Annotated in this window: 15 protein-coding genes; 8 read left to right on the top strand and 7 right to left on the bottom strand. The window is 64.0% G+C overall.

Annotated elements, in window-relative coordinates; translation table 11 throughout:
- Nucleotides 1-57 precede the first annotated feature (57 nt).
- The 3 genes from HEP69_RS10990 to HEP69_RS10980 form a co-directional block, all read right to left on the bottom strand.
- Nucleotides 58-447: a nuclear transport factor 2 family protein gene (locus tag HEP69_RS10990; RefSeq protein ID WP_290558570.1), complete on the bottom strand. Its 390-nt coding sequence runs from the start codon at nt 445-447 to the stop codon at nt 58-60.
- A gap of 34 nt (nt 448-481) precedes the next feature.
- A complete protein-coding gene (locus HEP69_RS10985; protein WP_290558569.1) occupies nt 482-892 on the bottom strand; it encodes a hypothetical protein in 411 nt (136 codons plus the stop codon).
- A 233-nt stretch (nt 893-1125) separates the two neighbouring features.
- The gene (locus HEP69_RS10980; protein ID WP_290558568.1) at nt 1126-2460 is read right to left on the bottom strand and encodes a CoA transferase; all 1335 of its coding nucleotides are present in this window, start codon (nt 2458-2460) and stop codon (nt 1126-1128) included.
- Between the two features lie 72 nt (nt 2461-2532).
- Here HEP69_RS10980 and HEP69_RS10975 point away from each other — a divergent pair, with 72 nt between their 5' ends.
- Complete coding sequence (locus HEP69_RS10975) at nt 2533-3690, top strand: citrate synthase family protein (protein ID WP_290558567.1); 1158 nt, start codon at nt 2533-2535, stop codon at nt 3688-3690.
- Between the two features lie 14 nt (nt 3691-3704).
- Here the strand turns inward: HEP69_RS10975 and sucD are convergent, their stop codons facing one another.
- Genes sucD through HEP69_RS10955 form a run of 4 tightly spaced genes read right to left on the bottom strand, consistent with a single transcriptional unit; the run spans nt 3705 to nt 8030 of the window.
- Entirely contained in the window at nt 3705-4601 is an 897-nt protein-coding gene (gene sucD / locus HEP69_RS10970; RefSeq protein ID WP_290558566.1) for a succinate--CoA ligase subunit alpha, read from the bottom strand.
- Between the two features lie 25 nt (nt 4602-4626).
- Entirely contained in the window at nt 4627-5802 is a 1176-nt protein-coding gene (locus HEP69_RS10965) for a malate--CoA ligase subunit beta (protein ID WP_290558565.1), read from the bottom strand.
- 50 nt (nt 5803-5852) lie between these two features.
- A complete protein-coding gene (locus HEP69_RS10960) occupies nt 5853-6794 on the bottom strand; it encodes a CoA ester lyase (RefSeq protein WP_290558564.1) in 942 nt (313 codons plus the stop codon).
- Between the two features lie 30 nt (nt 6795-6824).
- Complete coding sequence (locus HEP69_RS10955) at nt 6825-8030, bottom strand: aminotransferase class V-fold PLP-dependent enzyme (RefSeq protein ID WP_290558563.1); 1206 nt, start codon at nt 8028-8030, stop codon at nt 6825-6827.
- A 139-nt stretch (nt 8031-8169) separates the two neighbouring features.
- Between HEP69_RS10955 and HEP69_RS10950 the strand changes: the two genes are divergently transcribed.
- The 7 genes from HEP69_RS10950 (at nt 8170) to HEP69_RS10920 (ending at nt 16434) form a co-directional block, all read left to right on the top strand.
- Complete coding sequence (locus HEP69_RS10950) at nt 8170-9573, top strand: helix-turn-helix transcriptional regulator (RefSeq protein ID WP_290558562.1); 1404 nt, start codon at nt 8170-8172, stop codon at nt 9571-9573.
- A gap of 35 nt (nt 9574-9608) precedes the next feature.
- Entirely contained in the window at nt 9609-10154 is a 546-nt protein-coding gene (locus HEP69_RS10945; RefSeq protein WP_290558561.1) for a hypothetical protein, read from the top strand.
- A gap of 62 nt (nt 10155-10216) precedes the next feature.
- Nucleotides 10217-11098 carry an MbnP family copper-binding protein gene (locus tag HEP69_RS10940; RefSeq protein WP_290558560.1) on the top strand — a complete coding sequence of 294 codons (882 nt, stop codon included), beginning with the start codon at nt 10217-10219 and terminating at the stop codon, nt 11096-11098.
- 3 nt (nt 11099-11101) lie between these two features.
- On the top strand, nt 11102-12325 hold the full coding sequence (locus HEP69_RS10935) for a methanobactin export MATE transporter MbnM (RefSeq protein WP_290558559.1): 1224 nt from the start codon (nt 11102-11104) through the stop codon (nt 12323-12325).
- On the top strand, nt 12322-13158 hold the full coding sequence (locus HEP69_RS10930; RefSeq protein ID WP_290558558.1) for a copper uptake system-associated protein: 837 nt from the start codon (nt 12322-12324) through the stop codon (nt 13156-13158). Before HEP69_RS10935 ends, HEP69_RS10930 begins: the two co-directional genes overlap by 4 nt.
- Nucleotides 13159-13327: 169 nt before the next feature.
- Entirely contained in the window at nt 13328-15106 is a 1779-nt protein-coding gene (locus HEP69_RS10925) for an ATP-binding protein (protein WP_290558557.1), read from the top strand.
- Nucleotides 15103-16434 (top strand): sigma-54 dependent transcriptional regulator, encoded by a 1332-nt coding sequence (locus HEP69_RS10920; RefSeq protein ID WP_290558556.1) that lies wholly within the window; start codon nt 15103-15105, stop codon nt 16432-16434. The genes HEP69_RS10925 and HEP69_RS10920 overlap by 4 nt, the downstream gene beginning before the upstream one ends.
- Nucleotides 16435-16597: the final 163 nt, after the last annotated feature.

The following is a 16597-nucleotide window of genomic DNA, read 5'->3' as shown; positions in this document are numbered from 1 at the left end:
GACAGGCAAATGCCCCCCGGTTTCAAGGGGGAAGTCGCCTATGCGGCTTCTATTGGCTCAGCGCCCGGCATGATCAAGTGTATTGGCCCCGGCCATATAGACCGCAACCGCCGAAAACCGATCTGCACGGATGTCAAAAAAATTGCAGTTGGACTTGCAGGTCAGCCGTCCGTCCAACTCGGTGTTTTCCACCTGGAACTGCGCCGCGATCCTGCGGCCATGCCGGTCGGGAAGAAACCGAAAATCATGATGTCGGACCGCGCGGTGGCTTTGCCAAAGCCTGTTGAACATGGCGCTTATCTGCGCCGTCCCCTCCAGCCGGACCGCGTGGGTTTGGACGGTGAATACGCAATCTGCGGTCAATGTGGCCAGCACATCGTCGAGTATTTGGCCATCGACAGCGGCAAAATAGCGTCGGACCAAGGCGATCTGTTCATCTTCTGTCATCTGGCGCACCGTTGCAAACCAGCCCCGCGATCCGTCAAGGCGAAAGGCCCGTCCAGTAATGGTGTCCGCGCGCGTTCAGAATTGAGGTCATTTTCAATCCATCCGGATAGGGGATCAGCAGCGCGGAGGAGATATAGGGATCTGTCGCGCGCACCCCGCCGCTCAGCAGATTGGTCTCATAGGTGCCAATCCATGTCCCGTCGACGCAATCCTCAAAGCTGATGGGCACCCTGACCACCTGATCCAGCTTCATCGCATCCACGGCCTGCAGATAAAGCTCGAAATTTTCGCGCAGGGCTTCTTCGGTTGTAAGGACAATCGGTCCGACGCTGGTGACCAGTGAAAAGGGCAGGATGATGCGGCTCCTCCATGGCTCGAAATCATGGGTGATGAAGCAATCGGATATGCCGTCCAGAAAGGCCTGGAAGTCTGCCTTGTCTACCATTTTTTGGTCCCCGCCCGGCTGTGAGTGGCGGCTGAAGGATAGGTCACCCGCGGCGAATGACAACGCCCAAGATGCAACCTGTCTGCAACCCGTGCAATCTGGCGCTAACTGGCTTCACTTCTTGCATAAATCGGTGCGTGGCGGGTCAGCGCTCCGCCCGCGCGGGCTGCGGCCGGTGATGGTTTGGGCCGGCTTTGCCCCGGTGGTGCTGAAGCGCCGGGTGCGGGTCGGCCTCATGCTGGCGCCCGCCAGGCGGCGCTATGGCGGCGCAGCAGCCCGGCCGGGTGCGGCCAGCGGGGCGGGTGGCCTGCCAACGTCACCGGAAACCGAACCCGCTGCGCCGGCCCCCAACCGGTCTCTTCCCGCTCAGGTGCCAGATCGGCCGGCCTTTCGGGTGCCAATGGCGGCGACAGGTCTTGGGCGCCGCCCGAAGTCAGAAGATATGCCGTGCGGGCCAGCGACAGCCGGGCGCGCAGCACCCGGCCTGTCGCAGCCCGAACGCGGAGCGCGCGCAATATGGCCGCCGCCATCAGATATCCGGTCGCGTGATCAAGGGCTTGGACAGGCAGCGGCACGGGCCGGTCCGCCTGGCCGCGCGCCATGCCCTCGGCGGAGATGCCGGTGCTCATCTGCATCAGGCTGTCAAACCCGCGCCGCAATCGCCAAGGGCCCGTCCATCCATAGGCGTTCAGGCTGACATCGATCACCGCGGGATTGAGGCTCAGGCGCGTATCGGAGCCAAACCCCAGAGCGTCGAGCGCACCGGGGCGGTAACCGTGAACCAGCACATCGGCCTGTGAAAGCAGGTGTCGAAAGATCGCGCGGTCAGCGTCTGTGTGCAGGTCGAGACCGGCGCAGCGTTTCCCAAGCGTGACCTCTGGCTCGACCCCCGGCTCGGACCAGCCTGGCGGGTCGATGCGCAGCACATCCGCGCCAAATCCGGCCAGAAACCGGGTGGCGACCGGTCCGGCCAGAACGCGGGTCAGGTCGAGGACCCTCAGACCGGAAAGGCCGGTTTGCCGATCGCAATGGCCGGTCTCGTCCCACCTGATCAGCGGCTCGGCGGCGACGGCCATGCCTTGCGGATGGCAGGCCCAGTCTGAAAGCCCTCGCATGGCGGCGGCGCAGCCTTCTGCCGCGATTACGGCGGTTTCCAGCGCGTCCCGGTCCCAGCGCTGAACCGCGCGGGCAACCGCGTCCCGGTCGGGCGGGCAGCCCAACACCGACATCGCGGCCGCGCGGTGGCGGGGGGCATTTGTATGCAGACGGATCCACCCGTCGCGCGCGGCGTAGTCCCCGGCAATCGGGTCCCATGCCCCCGGCATCTGCCAGCCTTGGGGGCGCAGCGTCATGTCGAACCATTTCAGGGCCAGGCGCCGGTCAACACGCACGTCCTCCACCCCCGAGGCCGCGGCCAGCTCCTGTGCCGCAGCCGACACCGATGCGGTGGCCAGCCCGGTCACATCGAAACAGGCCGGAAGGGTCCCCGCGCCGGTAAGGCGCACCTTTGGCTGGTCGGTCGGGGCGGTGCCCAACGCATCGGCGATGGCTGTCTGGAACGGATGCATGGCTGTCTCCTTTTGCTCCAGGGATACGCGTTGGGTTGATCCGCACTCAATCTTGATAAAGATAATCAACCTATGACTGATCGGGATTGGATGGATGCCGGAACTGCCTGCGCGGTGCTGGGCGTGCGGCGCCAGACGCTTTACGCTTACGTCAGCCGGGGTCTGCTCCGTGCGTGCCGGGATCACGCGGATCCAAGGCGCAGCCTTTACGCGCGCGCGGATGTGGAGGCGTTGGCGGCAAGGCACCGCCGCCCGCGCGCACGGGCAGATGTGGCGGCAGGCGCGATCCGCTGGGGCGATCCGGTGCTCGACACCTCCGTGGCCGAGGTGCGCGACGGCATGCTCTGGTTTGGCAGGCGGCGTGCGGTGGAACTGGCCGACTGGATGACGCTGGAGCAGATCGCCGCGCTGCATTGGCGCATGTCCGCGATCACCCCGGGCTATGGGCGGGGGCAAGACGGTCCAGACGGCAAAACGCCTTTGGCGCGAGGGCTTGCTGATCTGGCGGGACGAGCCGCCCGGGCCGCGCCGATGCAGGGCAGGCCCCGCGCCGAACTTGCGGGGGAAGGCGCGCAGCTTCTTTTCGGGCTGACGCGGGCCCTGCTGGGCCGGGATTTGGAGAGTGGGGTGCCGATCCACGGCCAATTGGCCCGACATTGGGCTGTTGACCCAAGCGGCGAGGACACGATCCGCCGCGCGCTTGTGCTGCTCAGCGATCATGACCTGAACCCGTCGACCTTTGCGGTACGGATCTGCGCGTCAACCGGAGCCAGCCTGCCCGCGGCGATCCTTGCCGGTCTGGCGACGCTGTCTGGTCCGCGCCATGGCGGGGTCGCGCTCAAGGCGCGCGAGGCTCTCCGGACCGGGGCGGATCCAGACGCGATGGAGGCATTTCTGGCGTCTCATCGTGAACTAACGCCGTATGGGTTTGGATTTGGACACCCGCATTACCCCGAAGGAGATGTGCGCGCCACCGCCCTCTTTGAGGCGATGGGTGAGGGGTGTCCGGCGGTCCAGCAAGCGCGCGCGCTGTCGCAGCGTCTGGGGATGGCGCCCAATATCGACGCCGCTCTGGCGGCTATGGCCGAAGCCTACGCTCTGCCGGAGGCGGCGGCCTTCACCCTCTTCGCGGTTGCCCGCACGGTGGGCTGGACCGCTCATGCGATCGAACAGATCGAGAGCGGTCAGATCATCCGCCCGCGCGCGCGGTTCGTGAGCGTCGCGACCTGAGCGTGTGGGTCGGATCAGGCGGCTGCCTTGCCGCCCAGAACCTGGGCCATCGTTGCTCCCATCGCCGAAGGATTCGGGGCCACGGTGATGCCGACCTCTTGCAAGATCTCGACTTTTTCCTGCGCGCTTTCGCCGAATGCCGAGATGATCGCACCGGCATGGCCCATCTGCCGACCCCGCGGTGCGGAGAGGCCCGCGACAAAGGCCACCACCGGTTTGGTCATGCGATCACGCACGAAGGCGGCCGCTTCGGCCTCCTGCGGGCCGCCGATCTCGCCGATCATCATCACCGCGTCGGTGTCGGGATCGGCCTCGAACAGCTCCAGAATATCGCGGAAGGACGATCCGTTGATCGGATCGCCGCCGATGCCGACGGAGGTCGACACACCGATCCCCAGCGCCTGCATCTGGCTGGCCGCCTCATAGCCCAGCGTGCCCGAGCGGCCCACGATGCCCACGCGGCCGGGGGTGTAGATAGCGGGGGGCATGATGCCCATGAAGCCCTTGCCGGGAGAGATCACGCCCGCGCAGTTCGGCCCGATCAGGCGCATCTTGCGCGCGCGCGGATAACGGCGCAGGAAGCGTTTGACGCGCATCATGTCCTGGGCGGGAATGCCGTCGGTCACGCAGACAGAGGTCTTGATGCCCGCATCGGCGGCCTCCATCATTGCATCCGCCGCAAAGGGGGGCGGGACAAAAAGCAGGCTCGCCTCGGCGCCGGTCGCCTCGACCGCCTCGCGCACGGTGTTGAAAACGGGGCGGTTGAGTACGCTCGTGCCGCCCTTGCCGGGTGTGACGCCGCCGACGACCTTGGTGCCCGCCTCGATCATCTCCTGGGTATGGAACTGGCCGATCCGGCCCGAGATACCCTGGACCAGAACGCGTGTCGTTTCATCTATCACAATAGCCATGTGCGGGGTCCTCCGTTTATGGGGCTTATGCGGCGACGGGATGCGGGCGGGCGGCAACTGCGGCTTCTGCCGCCTCGGCCAGCGTGTCAGTGGCGGTGATGGGCAGGCCCGATCCGCGCAGGATCGCCTGACCTTCGGCCACATTGGTGCCGGCAAGCCGGACCACGACCGGCAGGGTCAGACCGACCTCTTTGTAAGCCTGCACAACCCCGTTCGCGATCCAGTCGCAGCGGTTGATCCCGGCAAAGATATTGACGAGGATCACACTGACATTGGCATCCGACAGCACCGTGCGGAACGCCTGACAGACCCGTTCGGGGCTGGCCCCGCCACCGATGTCGAGGAAATTCGCAGGCTCCCCGCCCGACAGCTTGATCATGTCCATCGTGGCCATGGCAAGGCCCGCGCCGTTGATGATGCAGCCGATATCGCCGTCGAGCCCGACATAGGCCAGCCCGTGATCGGCGGCCATCGCCTCGCGCGGGTCCTCCTGGCTGGGATCGCGCAGGGCAGCCACATCGGGGCGGCGGTAAAGCGCGTTGGTGTCAAACGACATCTTGGCATCGAGTGCGACCAGATCGCCCGAGCCGGTGATCACCAGCGGATTGATCTCGACCATCATCGCATCGAGCTCACTATAGGCCCGGTGACAGGCCTGAAGCACGGTGACCATCTGGGCGATCTGCCCGCCTTCGAGCCCCAGCCGAAAGGCCAGCTCCCGTGCCTGATAATCCACCAGGCCCACGGCGGGGTCGATGATCATGCGCACCAGCGCTTCGGGCTGATCCTGGGCCAGATCCTCGATCTCCATCCCGCCCTGGGCGGAGGCCACGATCATGATCCGTTCCGATTTGCGGTCGAGCACGAAGCCGAGATACAGCTCCTGCGCGATATCGCAAGCACCCTCGACCCAGACGCGGTAGACATCCTTGCCGCGCGCGCCGGTCTGTTTGGTGATCAGCCGGTGACCAAAGAGCGTGGCGGCGTAATCGCGCACCTGGTCCTCGCTCCTGCAAAGCTTCACGCCGCCCGCCTCGCCGCGGCCGCCGGAATGGATCTGGGCTTTGACGACCCAGGCCTCGCCGCCCAGTTCGCGGGCGCGGTAGCCTGCCTGTTCGGGGGAGTAGGCCAGCCCGCCGCGTGGCACGGGCACGCCGAAACGGGCCAGAATGTCCTTGGCTTGGTATTCGTGGATGTCCATATCGGGTCTCCTTGACAGGGGAGGCGGGACAAGTCCCGCCCTACGGGATGTCAGGCCTTGGCGGTGATCGCTTCGGCCACCTCGATGACGTTGCGGGCCATTTTTTCGGAGGCCGCGTCGATCATCTTGCCATCGAGGGAGGCCGCTCCGCGCCCCTCGCTTTCGGCTTTGCGCAATTCGTCGATGATGCGGTGGGCCTTGGCGACCTCCGCCTCGGGCGGGCTGAAGACCGCGTTGGCGAGATCGACTTGGGAAGGATGGATCGCCCATTTACCTTCGCAGCCCAGGGCCGCGGCGCGCTTGGCCCCGGCGGTGTAGCCGTCGGGATCGCTGAAATCGCCGAACGGCCCGTCGATGGCGCGCAGGCCATAGGCGCGGCAGGCAATCACCATCCGGGTGATCGAGGCATGCCACTGATCGCCCGGGTAATCGGGGTTCAGCCCGCCGATATTGGTGGTGCGCGCCCGCATCGAGGCGGCGTAATCCGCGACCCCGAAATGCAGCGCCTCGAGCCTGCCGCCGAACTGGGCGATCGCCTCGACATTGGCCATGCCGAGCGCGGTTTCGATCAGTGCCTCAAGACCCACGCGGGTGTCCATGCCGCAACCCTGTTCGATCTGATTGACCATCGCCTCGACCATATAGAGATCGGAGGGGACCCCCACCTTGGGCACCAAGAGCGTATGCACGCGGTCGCCGGCCTGCTCCATCACATCGACCACATCGCGGTACATGTAATGGGTGTCGAGCCCGTTGATGCGCACCGACACGGTCTTGCCCTTGCCCGCCCAGTCGATGTCGTTGAGCGCCTGGACCGCATTCTTTCGGGCCTGTTCCTTTTCCGGAGGGGCGACGGCGTCTTCGAGATCGAGAAAGACGTAATCCGCAGGGCCGTCGGCAGCCTTGTCGATCATCGTTGGGTTCGAGGCCGGCACCGCCAGTTCGGACCGCTGCAGGCGTTGCCTGCGCAGGGGGTACAGCATGTGAGACATGGGCGTGTGGTTCCGATCTGTGTGTCAGGGTTACTCGGCGGCGACGCGCATGGCGGGCGCGATCTGCCCGTCAAAGGCGAAATAGGATTGGGCGGCACCAACCCCCGATCCCAGTTGCAGCGGCACGCCTGCGCGCAGCAGCGACATCTCGGCAATCGACAGCGCGGTCAGGCACATCCCCTCGTTCATGTCGCCCAAATGGCCGATGCGGAACACCTTGCCCGCGAGCCGTGCCAGGCCCGAGCCGAAGGAGGTGTTGTACTCCTTATAGGCGATGCGCAGCACCTCGCGCGCGTCCACATCCGTCGGCACCCGGATGGCCGAGACGGTATCGGAGAAAAGCGTATGGTGTTCGGCCACCAGATCCAGGCCCCAGGCCGCGATCCCGCGCCGGACGCCTTCGGCCAGCCGATGGTGGCGGGCGATCACGGTATCGAGACCTTCCTCGCGCAGGATCCGGTCAAGCGATTTTCGCAACCCATGAAAGAGCTGTGTGGGCGGTGTGTACGGAAAATATCCATCCGCGTTCAACGCCCGCATATCCGAGAACTCGAAATAGGCGCGGCGCATGGTTGCGGTCTTGCTGGCCTCCAGCGCCTTTTGGCTGATCCCGAGGATGCCGAGGCCCGCAGGCAGCATCAGCCCCTTCTGACTGCCGGTGACGGCCAGATCGACGCCCCAGTCGTCCATGCGGAACTCGATCGAGCCGATAGAGGACACCCCGTCCACAAAAAGCAGCGCGTCGTGGAAACACTCGTCCATCACCCGGCGCACCGCGGCCACGTCAGAGGTCACCCCGGTCGCGGTTTCGTTATGGGTGACGAAGACGGCCTTGATCTCATCATATTTGTCATTGCCCAGGCGCCGGGCGTATTCCTTGACCGGTACAACGGCCCCCCAAGGCAGGTCGATCACCTCGACCTCCAGGCCAAGACGTTCGGCCATTTCGACCCATAGGGTGGAAAACTGACCGGTCCGGCTCATCAGCACCCTGTCTCCGGGGTTCAGCGTGTTGGTGATCGCGGCCTCCCACGCGGCGGTTCCCGAGCCGGGAAAGATCATCACTTCGCCGGTTTCGGTGCGCAGCACCTCTTTCAGATCGCGGAAAAGGCCCAGTGTCAGATCGCCGAAATCTGGCGCGCGCATGTCCTGCATCGGCACATTCATGGATTGACGAACAGCCTCTGGCACATTGGTGGGGCCAGGGATGAAAAGGTGGGTCTGTCCGGTGCGCATGTCTCAACTCCTGCTGAAATTTCGGGCACCATGCCTGCGAAACCGCGATTCTCGAAACGGTTCCGGGTCCTGCTGTGAATGCAAAATTTTACAAATGTATAAATTGTAAAATTGTAAAATTTTCGGTATGTAAGTGTCTATGAAAGTGTTCATCGGACCCCGCCTGCGTCGCCTGCGCAAGGAAAGCCGCCAGACCCAGGCCGATATGGGCCGGGCGCTGGGCATCAGCACCTCTTATGTAAACCTGCTGGAAAAGAATGAGCGCAGCGTGTCTGTGCCGGTCCTTCTGAAATTGCTTGAGGTGTATGGCGTGGACTGGCGCGACATCGCCGAGGATGAGGATACCGCTGTGCTTGCCGATCTGCGCGCAGCACTTCAGGATCCGCTGTTCTCGTCCGGCGGTCCGGACCTGCCGCAGCTGCGTGCGGCCCTGTCGCACAGCCCGGATCTGGCGGCCGCGTTTTTGCGCCTGCACCGCGCCTATCTTGCCGCGACCGATCGGCTGATGTCGGTGACCGAAGCGCATGATCAGGAGGTTGGCCCACCCGGCGCCGCACCCGAAGCCACGGTGCATAACTTCTTTCGCAGCCACAAGAACCACTTCCCCGAACTGGAAACGGCAGCTGCCGGGTTCTGGGCGGGCGCATCCGTGGCACCCGACGATGTCTATGCCGCCCTAAAGGCTCGGATGCGCGATGCGCTGGGCTTGACGGTGCAGGTGGTCCCGGTGGCGCAGATGTCGGGCGGGTTGCGCACCTATGACGAGGATCGGCGCGTTGTCCTGCTGTCAGAGGCGCTGGATCATCCCAACCGCGTGTTTCAACTGGTTCATGTATGCGGTCTGATCGAGCAGGAGGCAGTGCTGGACCGGCTGCTGGCGGAGGCGGGTTTCGACGACCCGCGCGGCGTGACCCGCTGCCGGGTTGAACTGGCCAATTATTTCGCCGCCGCCGTGTTGATGCCCTACGGCGCCTTTCTGGCCGAGGCGCTGGCCTGCAAGTACGACTTCGCCCATCTCGCCACCCGGTTCGGGGTCAGTTTCGAACAGGCCTGCCACCGCGCCACCACGCTGCAACGCAGCGGCGCGCGAGGGGTGCCGTTCTTCTTTCTGCGAATCGATAAGGCGGGGAATGTTACCAAGCGATTCAACGCCACCGATTTTCATCTGGCCGAATATGGCGGCGCCTGTCCCCGGCTGGAGGTCCATACATCGTTCCGTACGCCAGGGCGCATTGTGCCGCAATTCGTCGAAATGCCTGACGCAAGCCGGTTCTTCGTGTTCTCCCGCACGGTCAACCGTCCCTCGGTCACGCGCTATGCGCAGGATGTGCGGCTGGCGGTGGCGATGGGCTGCGCGGTCGAGCATGTCAAGTCCATCGGCTATGCTGAGGGGCTGGCGCTTTCCGAAGGGCGTATCACACCCATCGGCATCAACTGCCGGGTCTGTCCACGGCTGAACTGTGACCAGCGCGCGCATCACGCCGTGGTTCTGTCCGAACCGCTTGACGCCCGCCGCCGCGGCGCGACCCGGTACGATCAATAGGCGGTGAAGGCAGCCGCGCCGCGGTCTGACCGCGATTGCGCCGCAAGGGGTCGCGGCGCAGCTCCACCGGGCTTAAGGTTCAAACCTCCGACCGATCGGTGTGGCAGTGGTGTCAGACGGTTCTGGTCATTGATCGACGCTGGATCGAAAGGCCCTTTTTGTGGGCCGCCAAACGCGATATCGTCCGCTGTGGAGCGACCAAGCGGGTTTTGGGAGGCATGGTGCTGAACGGTTTGAGATATCTGGTGATCTGGCCGCTGGCGATGCTGTTTGTGGTGAACGCGGCCCTGATGCCTGCATCCCACAGCCAAAACAGTGCTCTCATGGCCCCTGAACTTGCCGCTTATCTGGCAGCGGGGGGATCGTGGGAGGATATCTGCGCCGATGGCACGGCGCCGCATGCCCATCCCGACTGCCCCTTCTGCCGCGAATTGGAGTTGGCCGTTCTGAGCGATCCGCCCCAGACGCCGGCGCGCGGGCTGACCGTCTTTGTTGCAAACGCCCCCCTCCTGCCCGCTCCAGAGATCGCGCAGGTCGCACGCCCCAACAACCCCGCGCGCGCGCCCCCTCATTTGGCCTGATCGAACCCGTCTATCTTTGATCCCGCGTGGCCCCGCGCCGCGCCTGCCATTTGGAGTGCATCATGGCACGTTTCACAGTTCTGGCCGCTTGTCTTGCGGCCACGCCAGCCCTGGCTGAGCAAACCATCGACCTGACTTTCGCCGCCGAGTTGGGCGGAACCCCGTTTTCCTGCGCGCAGACCTATAGCGGGCTGGGCAGCACCGGCACGCCGGTTCAGGTGCTGGACTATCGCATGTTCGTCTCGAACATCTCGCTGATGTCCGATGATGGCACGGAGGTGCCGCTAACCCTCGACGAGGATGGGCGCTGGCAGGTAGACACCGTTGCCCTGCTGGATTTCGAAGACGCGACGGGATCCTGCACCAATGGAACGGCCGAGATGAACGCGACCGTGCGGGGTACTGCGCCCCAAGGCACCTATACCGGGGTGCGTTTCGATGTGGGTGTGCCCTTTGACTGGAACCACGGCGATCCGACGTTGGCGCCTTCGCCGCTGAACCTGACCGCGATGTTCTGGAACTGGCGCGGCGGCTACAAATTTATCAAGTTCGAGACCAGCCCGGTGACGGCGGACGGGATGAACATCGCCAGCAGCACCCATGCCGAAGGCGCGGGCGGGGCGGAAGGCGCCAGCGGCTGGTTCCTACATCTTGGTTCGACCCTGTGCGGCGCGGCCTCGCGGACCGAGGCACCGGCCGCGCCCTGCGCCAACCCCAATGTGATGACCGTGACGCTGGAGGGGTTCGATCCCGCCGCCCAAACGATCGTCATCGACCCCGCTCCGGTTCTGGGGACCTCGGATCTGACGCGCAACACACCCGAGACCAGCCCGGGCTGCATGTCGTTTCCCAACGATCCCGACTGCACCACGGTATTGCCGAAACTGGGCTTGCCATTCAACGAGGCGGGGGCCGAGACGCAGGTCCTGATCTCGGCGCGCTAAACCATGCGCTGGATATATGTGTTCGGCGCGGCCGTTTTGGCCGCGCCGATGGCGCTTGGGGTCAGCTTAATGCGGCCCGCGACGCCTGCAGCGCTGTCTCTGGATCATCTGGGTTATCGTTGGAGCATGCCTGCCTGGATGGCCCCCCCTCCGGTGCCGGAAGACAATCCGATGAGTGTCGCCAAGGTCGATCTGGGGCGGCACCTGTTCCATGATGCGCGATTGTCCGTTGATCAGACGGTTGCCTGTGCGTCCTGCCACGTGCAGGAGCTGGCGTTTACCGACGGGGTTGTTCTGTCGCGCGGCGTGTTCGGGACAACCGCGCATAAGAACGCGCCAAGCCTGGCCAATGCCGGATACAACCCGGCGCTGACCTGGGCCAACCCACATGCCGGCGCGTTGGAGTTTCAGGCGCTCTTTCCGCTTTTCGGCACCGAGCCGGTCGAGATGGGCATGTCAGGCCGCGAGGAGGAGATGTTCGCGCGTCTGGCTTCGGATGACTTTTACAGAGACGCTTTTGCCGCGGCCTTCCCCGAGCGCGGCGGCTCTGTCGATCTCTTTACCATCACCCGGGCGCTGGGCGCGTTCCAGCGCAGCCTGATCTCGACCGACAGCCCCTATGACCGGTTCAAATACGGTGGGCAGACGACGGCGCTGTCGGAGGCTGCAAAGCGGGGCGAACAGCTTTTCTTCGATCATCGGTTCGAGTGCTATCACTGCCATATGGGGGTGATGTTCACCGACAACATGCAGACCGCGCGGTCGCCCTTTGCCGAGACGGCCTTTCACAACACCGGCCTTTACAACATCGGGGGCACAGGCGCCTATCCCGCAGGGCAGGCGGGGTTATCCGAATTCACCGGCCGCGATGAGGATATCGGCAAGTTCCGCACGCCGTCGCTGCGCAATGTGGCGTTGACCGCGCCATACATGCACGACGGATCCATTACCACGCTGCGCGAGGTGATTGCGCATTACGCGGCAGGTGGGCGCACCATCGCCGACGGCCCCTATGCCGGTATCGGGGCCGATCACCCCAACAAGAGCGGCCTTTTGATCGGGTTTGAGGCCACCGACGAGGAGGTGGGAGATCTGATCGCCTTTCTTCAGAGCCTCACCGACGAAAGCTTCGTCACCAATCCCGATTTTGCCGATCCCTGGCCCAAAGGCCACCCCGCCACCATGACCCGCATTTTGCCTACTGATCCTCCGGGAGAGACCAAATGATCCGTATTCTGATAACCCTTGCAACCCTTCTTTTCGCCAGCCCCGCCCTGCCGCATGGCTATGGCGTTGGTGACCTCATCGTGGCCCACCCACACAGCTTTCCCACTGCAAAGACCGCACGCAGCGGGATCGGATATCTGACGCTGATGAACAATGGCGACGCGGCGGATCGGCTGATTGAAGTGCGCTCTCCCTTTTTGCGCGCGACGCTGCATGAAACAGTGGTCGAGGACGGCATCGCCCGAATGATCGGCACTGACGGGTTCGACATTCCGGCCCAGTCCCGGGTGACGCTGGAGCCGGGAGGCAAGCACATCATGTTTATGGGTCTCGACGGCGATCCGCTGGAGGTCGGTGAAAGGTTTCTCGTAACCCTGGTTTTTGAACGTGCGGGCGAGATCGAGGTCGAGTTCTGGATCGAGGAACGCGATCCCGATGCGCCTGCGATGGACCATTCCCAGCATGGCGCGGATCACTCGGATGCCTCCAGTGCGATGGAGGGGGAGGTCAAGGCCGTCACCATAGTGCTGCGCCGCCGGATGCAAGCGCAGGTCGAGGTGCCCGTCCTGGCGTTGAGCGACGATCTGGCCGTTGCGGGCTGGGTATATGGCAATCACGGTGGGCGCGCCTTTCTACGCAAGACGGATGGGACATGGGCTCTGGCCCTTTTGTCAGGCGCCAGCCTTGCCACATCTTCGGGACTGCGCGCGCAGCGGGTTTCGCCCGCCCAGGCGCAGATCCTTCTGGCGCAAATCCATGTGGCCGAGGGGTCGTTGCCGCACGCGCAGAGCGCCCTTCTGGACCGGTTTCAGGGCACCCTCATCGTGCGCTGAGAGTTCGGTATCCGGGGGCTTTGGTGGCGGAGGGGGTGCGGCAGGGCTGAGGGGGCGGCCTCTGCCGCCCGGTCCGGTGCGCCGACAGTCAGAGTGCCGGATCCCGCTCTGCTGGCACCGACCTTTAGAGAGACTGTCCTTTCGTCAAAAAATCCCTCATATTTTCAAGATGAATTTGACGCGTCCGATTGTTTTCAAGCTTATTCTCGCCCTGGCTGCGCTCAGTGGCGGTGCCGCCCTCGCCGCCTATCCCATGCTCGAGCGATTTTACATGCGCCAACAGGCGGTACAGAACGACGTGCCCCTAAAGCTGGCCTCCGAAGGGCTGGCTGCGGCCCTTGACCGGTATGCGCCGCTGCCTGCACTGATCGCCGAACGCCCCGAGTTGGCACAGCTTCTGCGGACGCCGGACAATGCACAATTGCGGGCCCGCGTGAATGAAGCGCTGCGCCAGACCGCGCTGACCACGCGGGCGGTCGATATCATGTTGATGGATGTGACGGGACGCACGCGCGCCGCCGCCAGCTATCAGGCGCCGCGCAATTCGCTGGGCCAGAACTTCAGCTATCAGACCTTCTTTGCGCAGGCGTTGGATGGGTTGGTGTCGAGCTTTTCGTTCTATGGCACGACAACCGGCGAGAATGGGTATTTCTATGCCGCGCCGGTCGAGGATGAAAACCGCATTGTCGGTGTGATCGCGCTGAAGTTTGATATCGCCGCCTTTGAAAGCGTGTGGCGCGGCGCCGATAGCGACGTGATCGTCGCCGATCAGAATGCCTTCGTTCTGATGTCGTCGCGGCCAGACTGGCATTTTCGGGCGCTGCGGCCGCTGAGCGACGAGACGATGTCGCTGATTGCGCGCAACCTTGAATACCCCATCGACCGGATTGATCTTTTGCCCATCTCCGCGACCCAGATCGCGCCCGATGCGCAACTGGTCCAGATCGGTCGCGGTCCGGGCGAGGCTTTTGTGCGGACATCGCAACGGGTCGGGCAACGCACCCTCACGATCTCATTTCTGTCGCCCACGGGGCCTGTGCGCGTTACTGCGCTGGCGACGCTGGTTATGGTGGGGCTGACGGTGATGCTCTTGCTGGGGGCGCTGATGGCGTATCTGCTCAAACAGGTCCGACAGGCCGATGCGCTGGCCGCCGAGCGGGAGGCCAAACATGCGCTTGAAGCGGCGGTGGCCGCGCGTACGGCAGATCTGAGCACTGCGCTTGCCGATCTCAGGCACACCCAGACCGCGCTGATCCAGGCGGAAAAACTCTCCGCGCTGGGCCAGATGTCGGCCGCCTTGTCGCACGAGCTGAACCAACCGCTCGCCGTGGTGAAATCCTATGCTGTCAATGCCGGCAAGTTTCTGGATCGGAACAAACCGGACGAGGCGCGCGACAACATCCAGCGGATCTCGCGGATGGTGGATCGGATGGCCTCGATCTCGCGGCATTTGCGCAATTTCGCCCGCAGCCCGAAACAGGCCACTGGCCCGCTGATGCTGAACGCGGTGCTGCACGATGCGATCGCGGTGATGGAGGTGCGGCTCAAGGCCGAGAACGCGCATGTGGCCTATACGCCCCCCGCCGATGATATCTGGGTGCTGGGTGGGCATGTCAGGCTACAACAGGTCTTTGTCAATCTGATCAACAACGCGCTGGACGCGATGCAGGATCAGCGACAAAAATCCGTTCGGATCGACGTTGCGGGCACCGTCGTGACGGTGGCCGATACCGGCCCGGGACTGAGCGAAGAGCTTGCCGACAAGATCTTCGATCCGTTCTTTACGACCAAGACGCCGGGCAATGGCCTGGGGCTGGGCCTGTCGATCTCCTACAATATCGTGACAGGGTTCGGCGGGACGCTTGCGGCGGTGAACGGCCCCGGGGGCGGTCTGGAAATGCGGGTCAGCTTGCGGCCCGCGCCCCCCGTTGAGGCTGCCGCGCAATGACTGAAACGGTTCTGTTTGTCGATGATGAGGAGGAGCTGCGGCGGGCGGCTGCGCAAACGCTGGCGCTTGCGGATTTGCAGGTGACGACACTTGACGGTGCCGAAGCCGCCCTGCCGCAGATCAGCCGCAGTCTTTCGGGTGTCTTGGTCACGGATATTCGCATGCCGGGCCAGGATGGGCTGTGGCTGATGCGCCAGGTGCTTGAGATCGACCCCGCGTTCCCGGTCATCCTGATCACCGGCCATGGCGATGTCGAGCTTGCGGTACAGGCAATGCGCGAGGGGGCCTTCGACTTTCTGGAAAAACCCTATGAGCCCGAGCGTCTGGTCACCACCGTTCAGCATGCCCTGAACCAGCGGCGCCTGGTGATCGAGAATCGCGCGTTGAAGCGTGACGTCGGCGGGCGTGACAAGCTGGAGGCGCGGTTGATCGGCCGCTCCGATGTGATGGTTGATCTGCGCAAGAACATCCGCGCCATCGCAGCCACAGATACCGATTTGCTGATCACCGGAGAGACTGGCACAGGCAAGGATCTGACCGCGCGCGCAATACACGATTTCTCGGTGCGTGGCGCGCATCCCTTCGTCCATATCAACTGTGCGGCTCTGCCCGAGCATCTGGTCGAATCCGAGCTTTTCGGCCATGCTGCCGGCGCGTTTCCGGGCGCCTTGCGGCCGCGCATCGGCAAGTTCGAGCATGCGCGCCGGGGCACGGTGTTTCTGGATGAGATCGACAGCCTCCCGGTGCCGGTACAGGCCAAGCTGCTGCACGTCATTCAAGCGCGCCAGATCACACCATTGGGCGCAAATGAGGCCGTTTGCCTGGATATCCGCATTCTGGCTGCGGCCAAAACAGATCTGGACGCGGCGGTTGCCGATGGCGGTTTCCGCGCCGATCTCTTTTATCGGCTGAACGTTGTCACGCTGCGCATCCCGACATTGGCGCAGCGGCGCGACGATATCCCATCGCTTTTCATCAATCTGGTGGCGCAGGCTGCCGCGCGTTATTCAAAACCCATTCCCGAAGTGCCCCCTGCGGTTCTGTCTCAGGTGGCGAGAACCGACTGGCCGGGCAATGTCCGCGAATTGCGCAACGCGGCGGATCGGTTCGTTCTGGGATTGGCATTTGATGCCGGGCCAGACAGGTCAGGCGGGCCCGGTTCCCTTGCCGCGCAACTGGCGGAATATGAGCGGTCCCTGATCATCGCGGCACTGACTGCGCAAGGTGGCAGCCTCAAACACACCTATGAGGCGTTGGGGCTGTCGCGTAAGGCGCTCTATGAGAAAATGCAGAAACACGACATCTCCAAAGCGTCCGTCAGCGAATAGCCGCGCCTCTCGGAGGGGGGCAAAATGTTCCGTTTCCGACACATCAAAATGTGCGAATGTTCCCGAACCGACCTATCTCGGTCCAGTTTGTGACATTTTGCCAGCATCGCACGGCATCGGGGATTGCGCCATTTGCCAATCGCGGTCATCCCGCATCTGTCGC

The sequence above is a fragment of the Aestuariivita sp. genome (assembly GCF_021404545.1).
Lineage (GTDB): Bacteria > Pseudomonadota > Alphaproteobacteria > Rhodobacterales > Rhodobacteraceae > Aestuariivita.
Note: the sequence above shows the minus strand (reverse complement) of the source record. Positions and strands in the feature narration are given on the sequence as shown.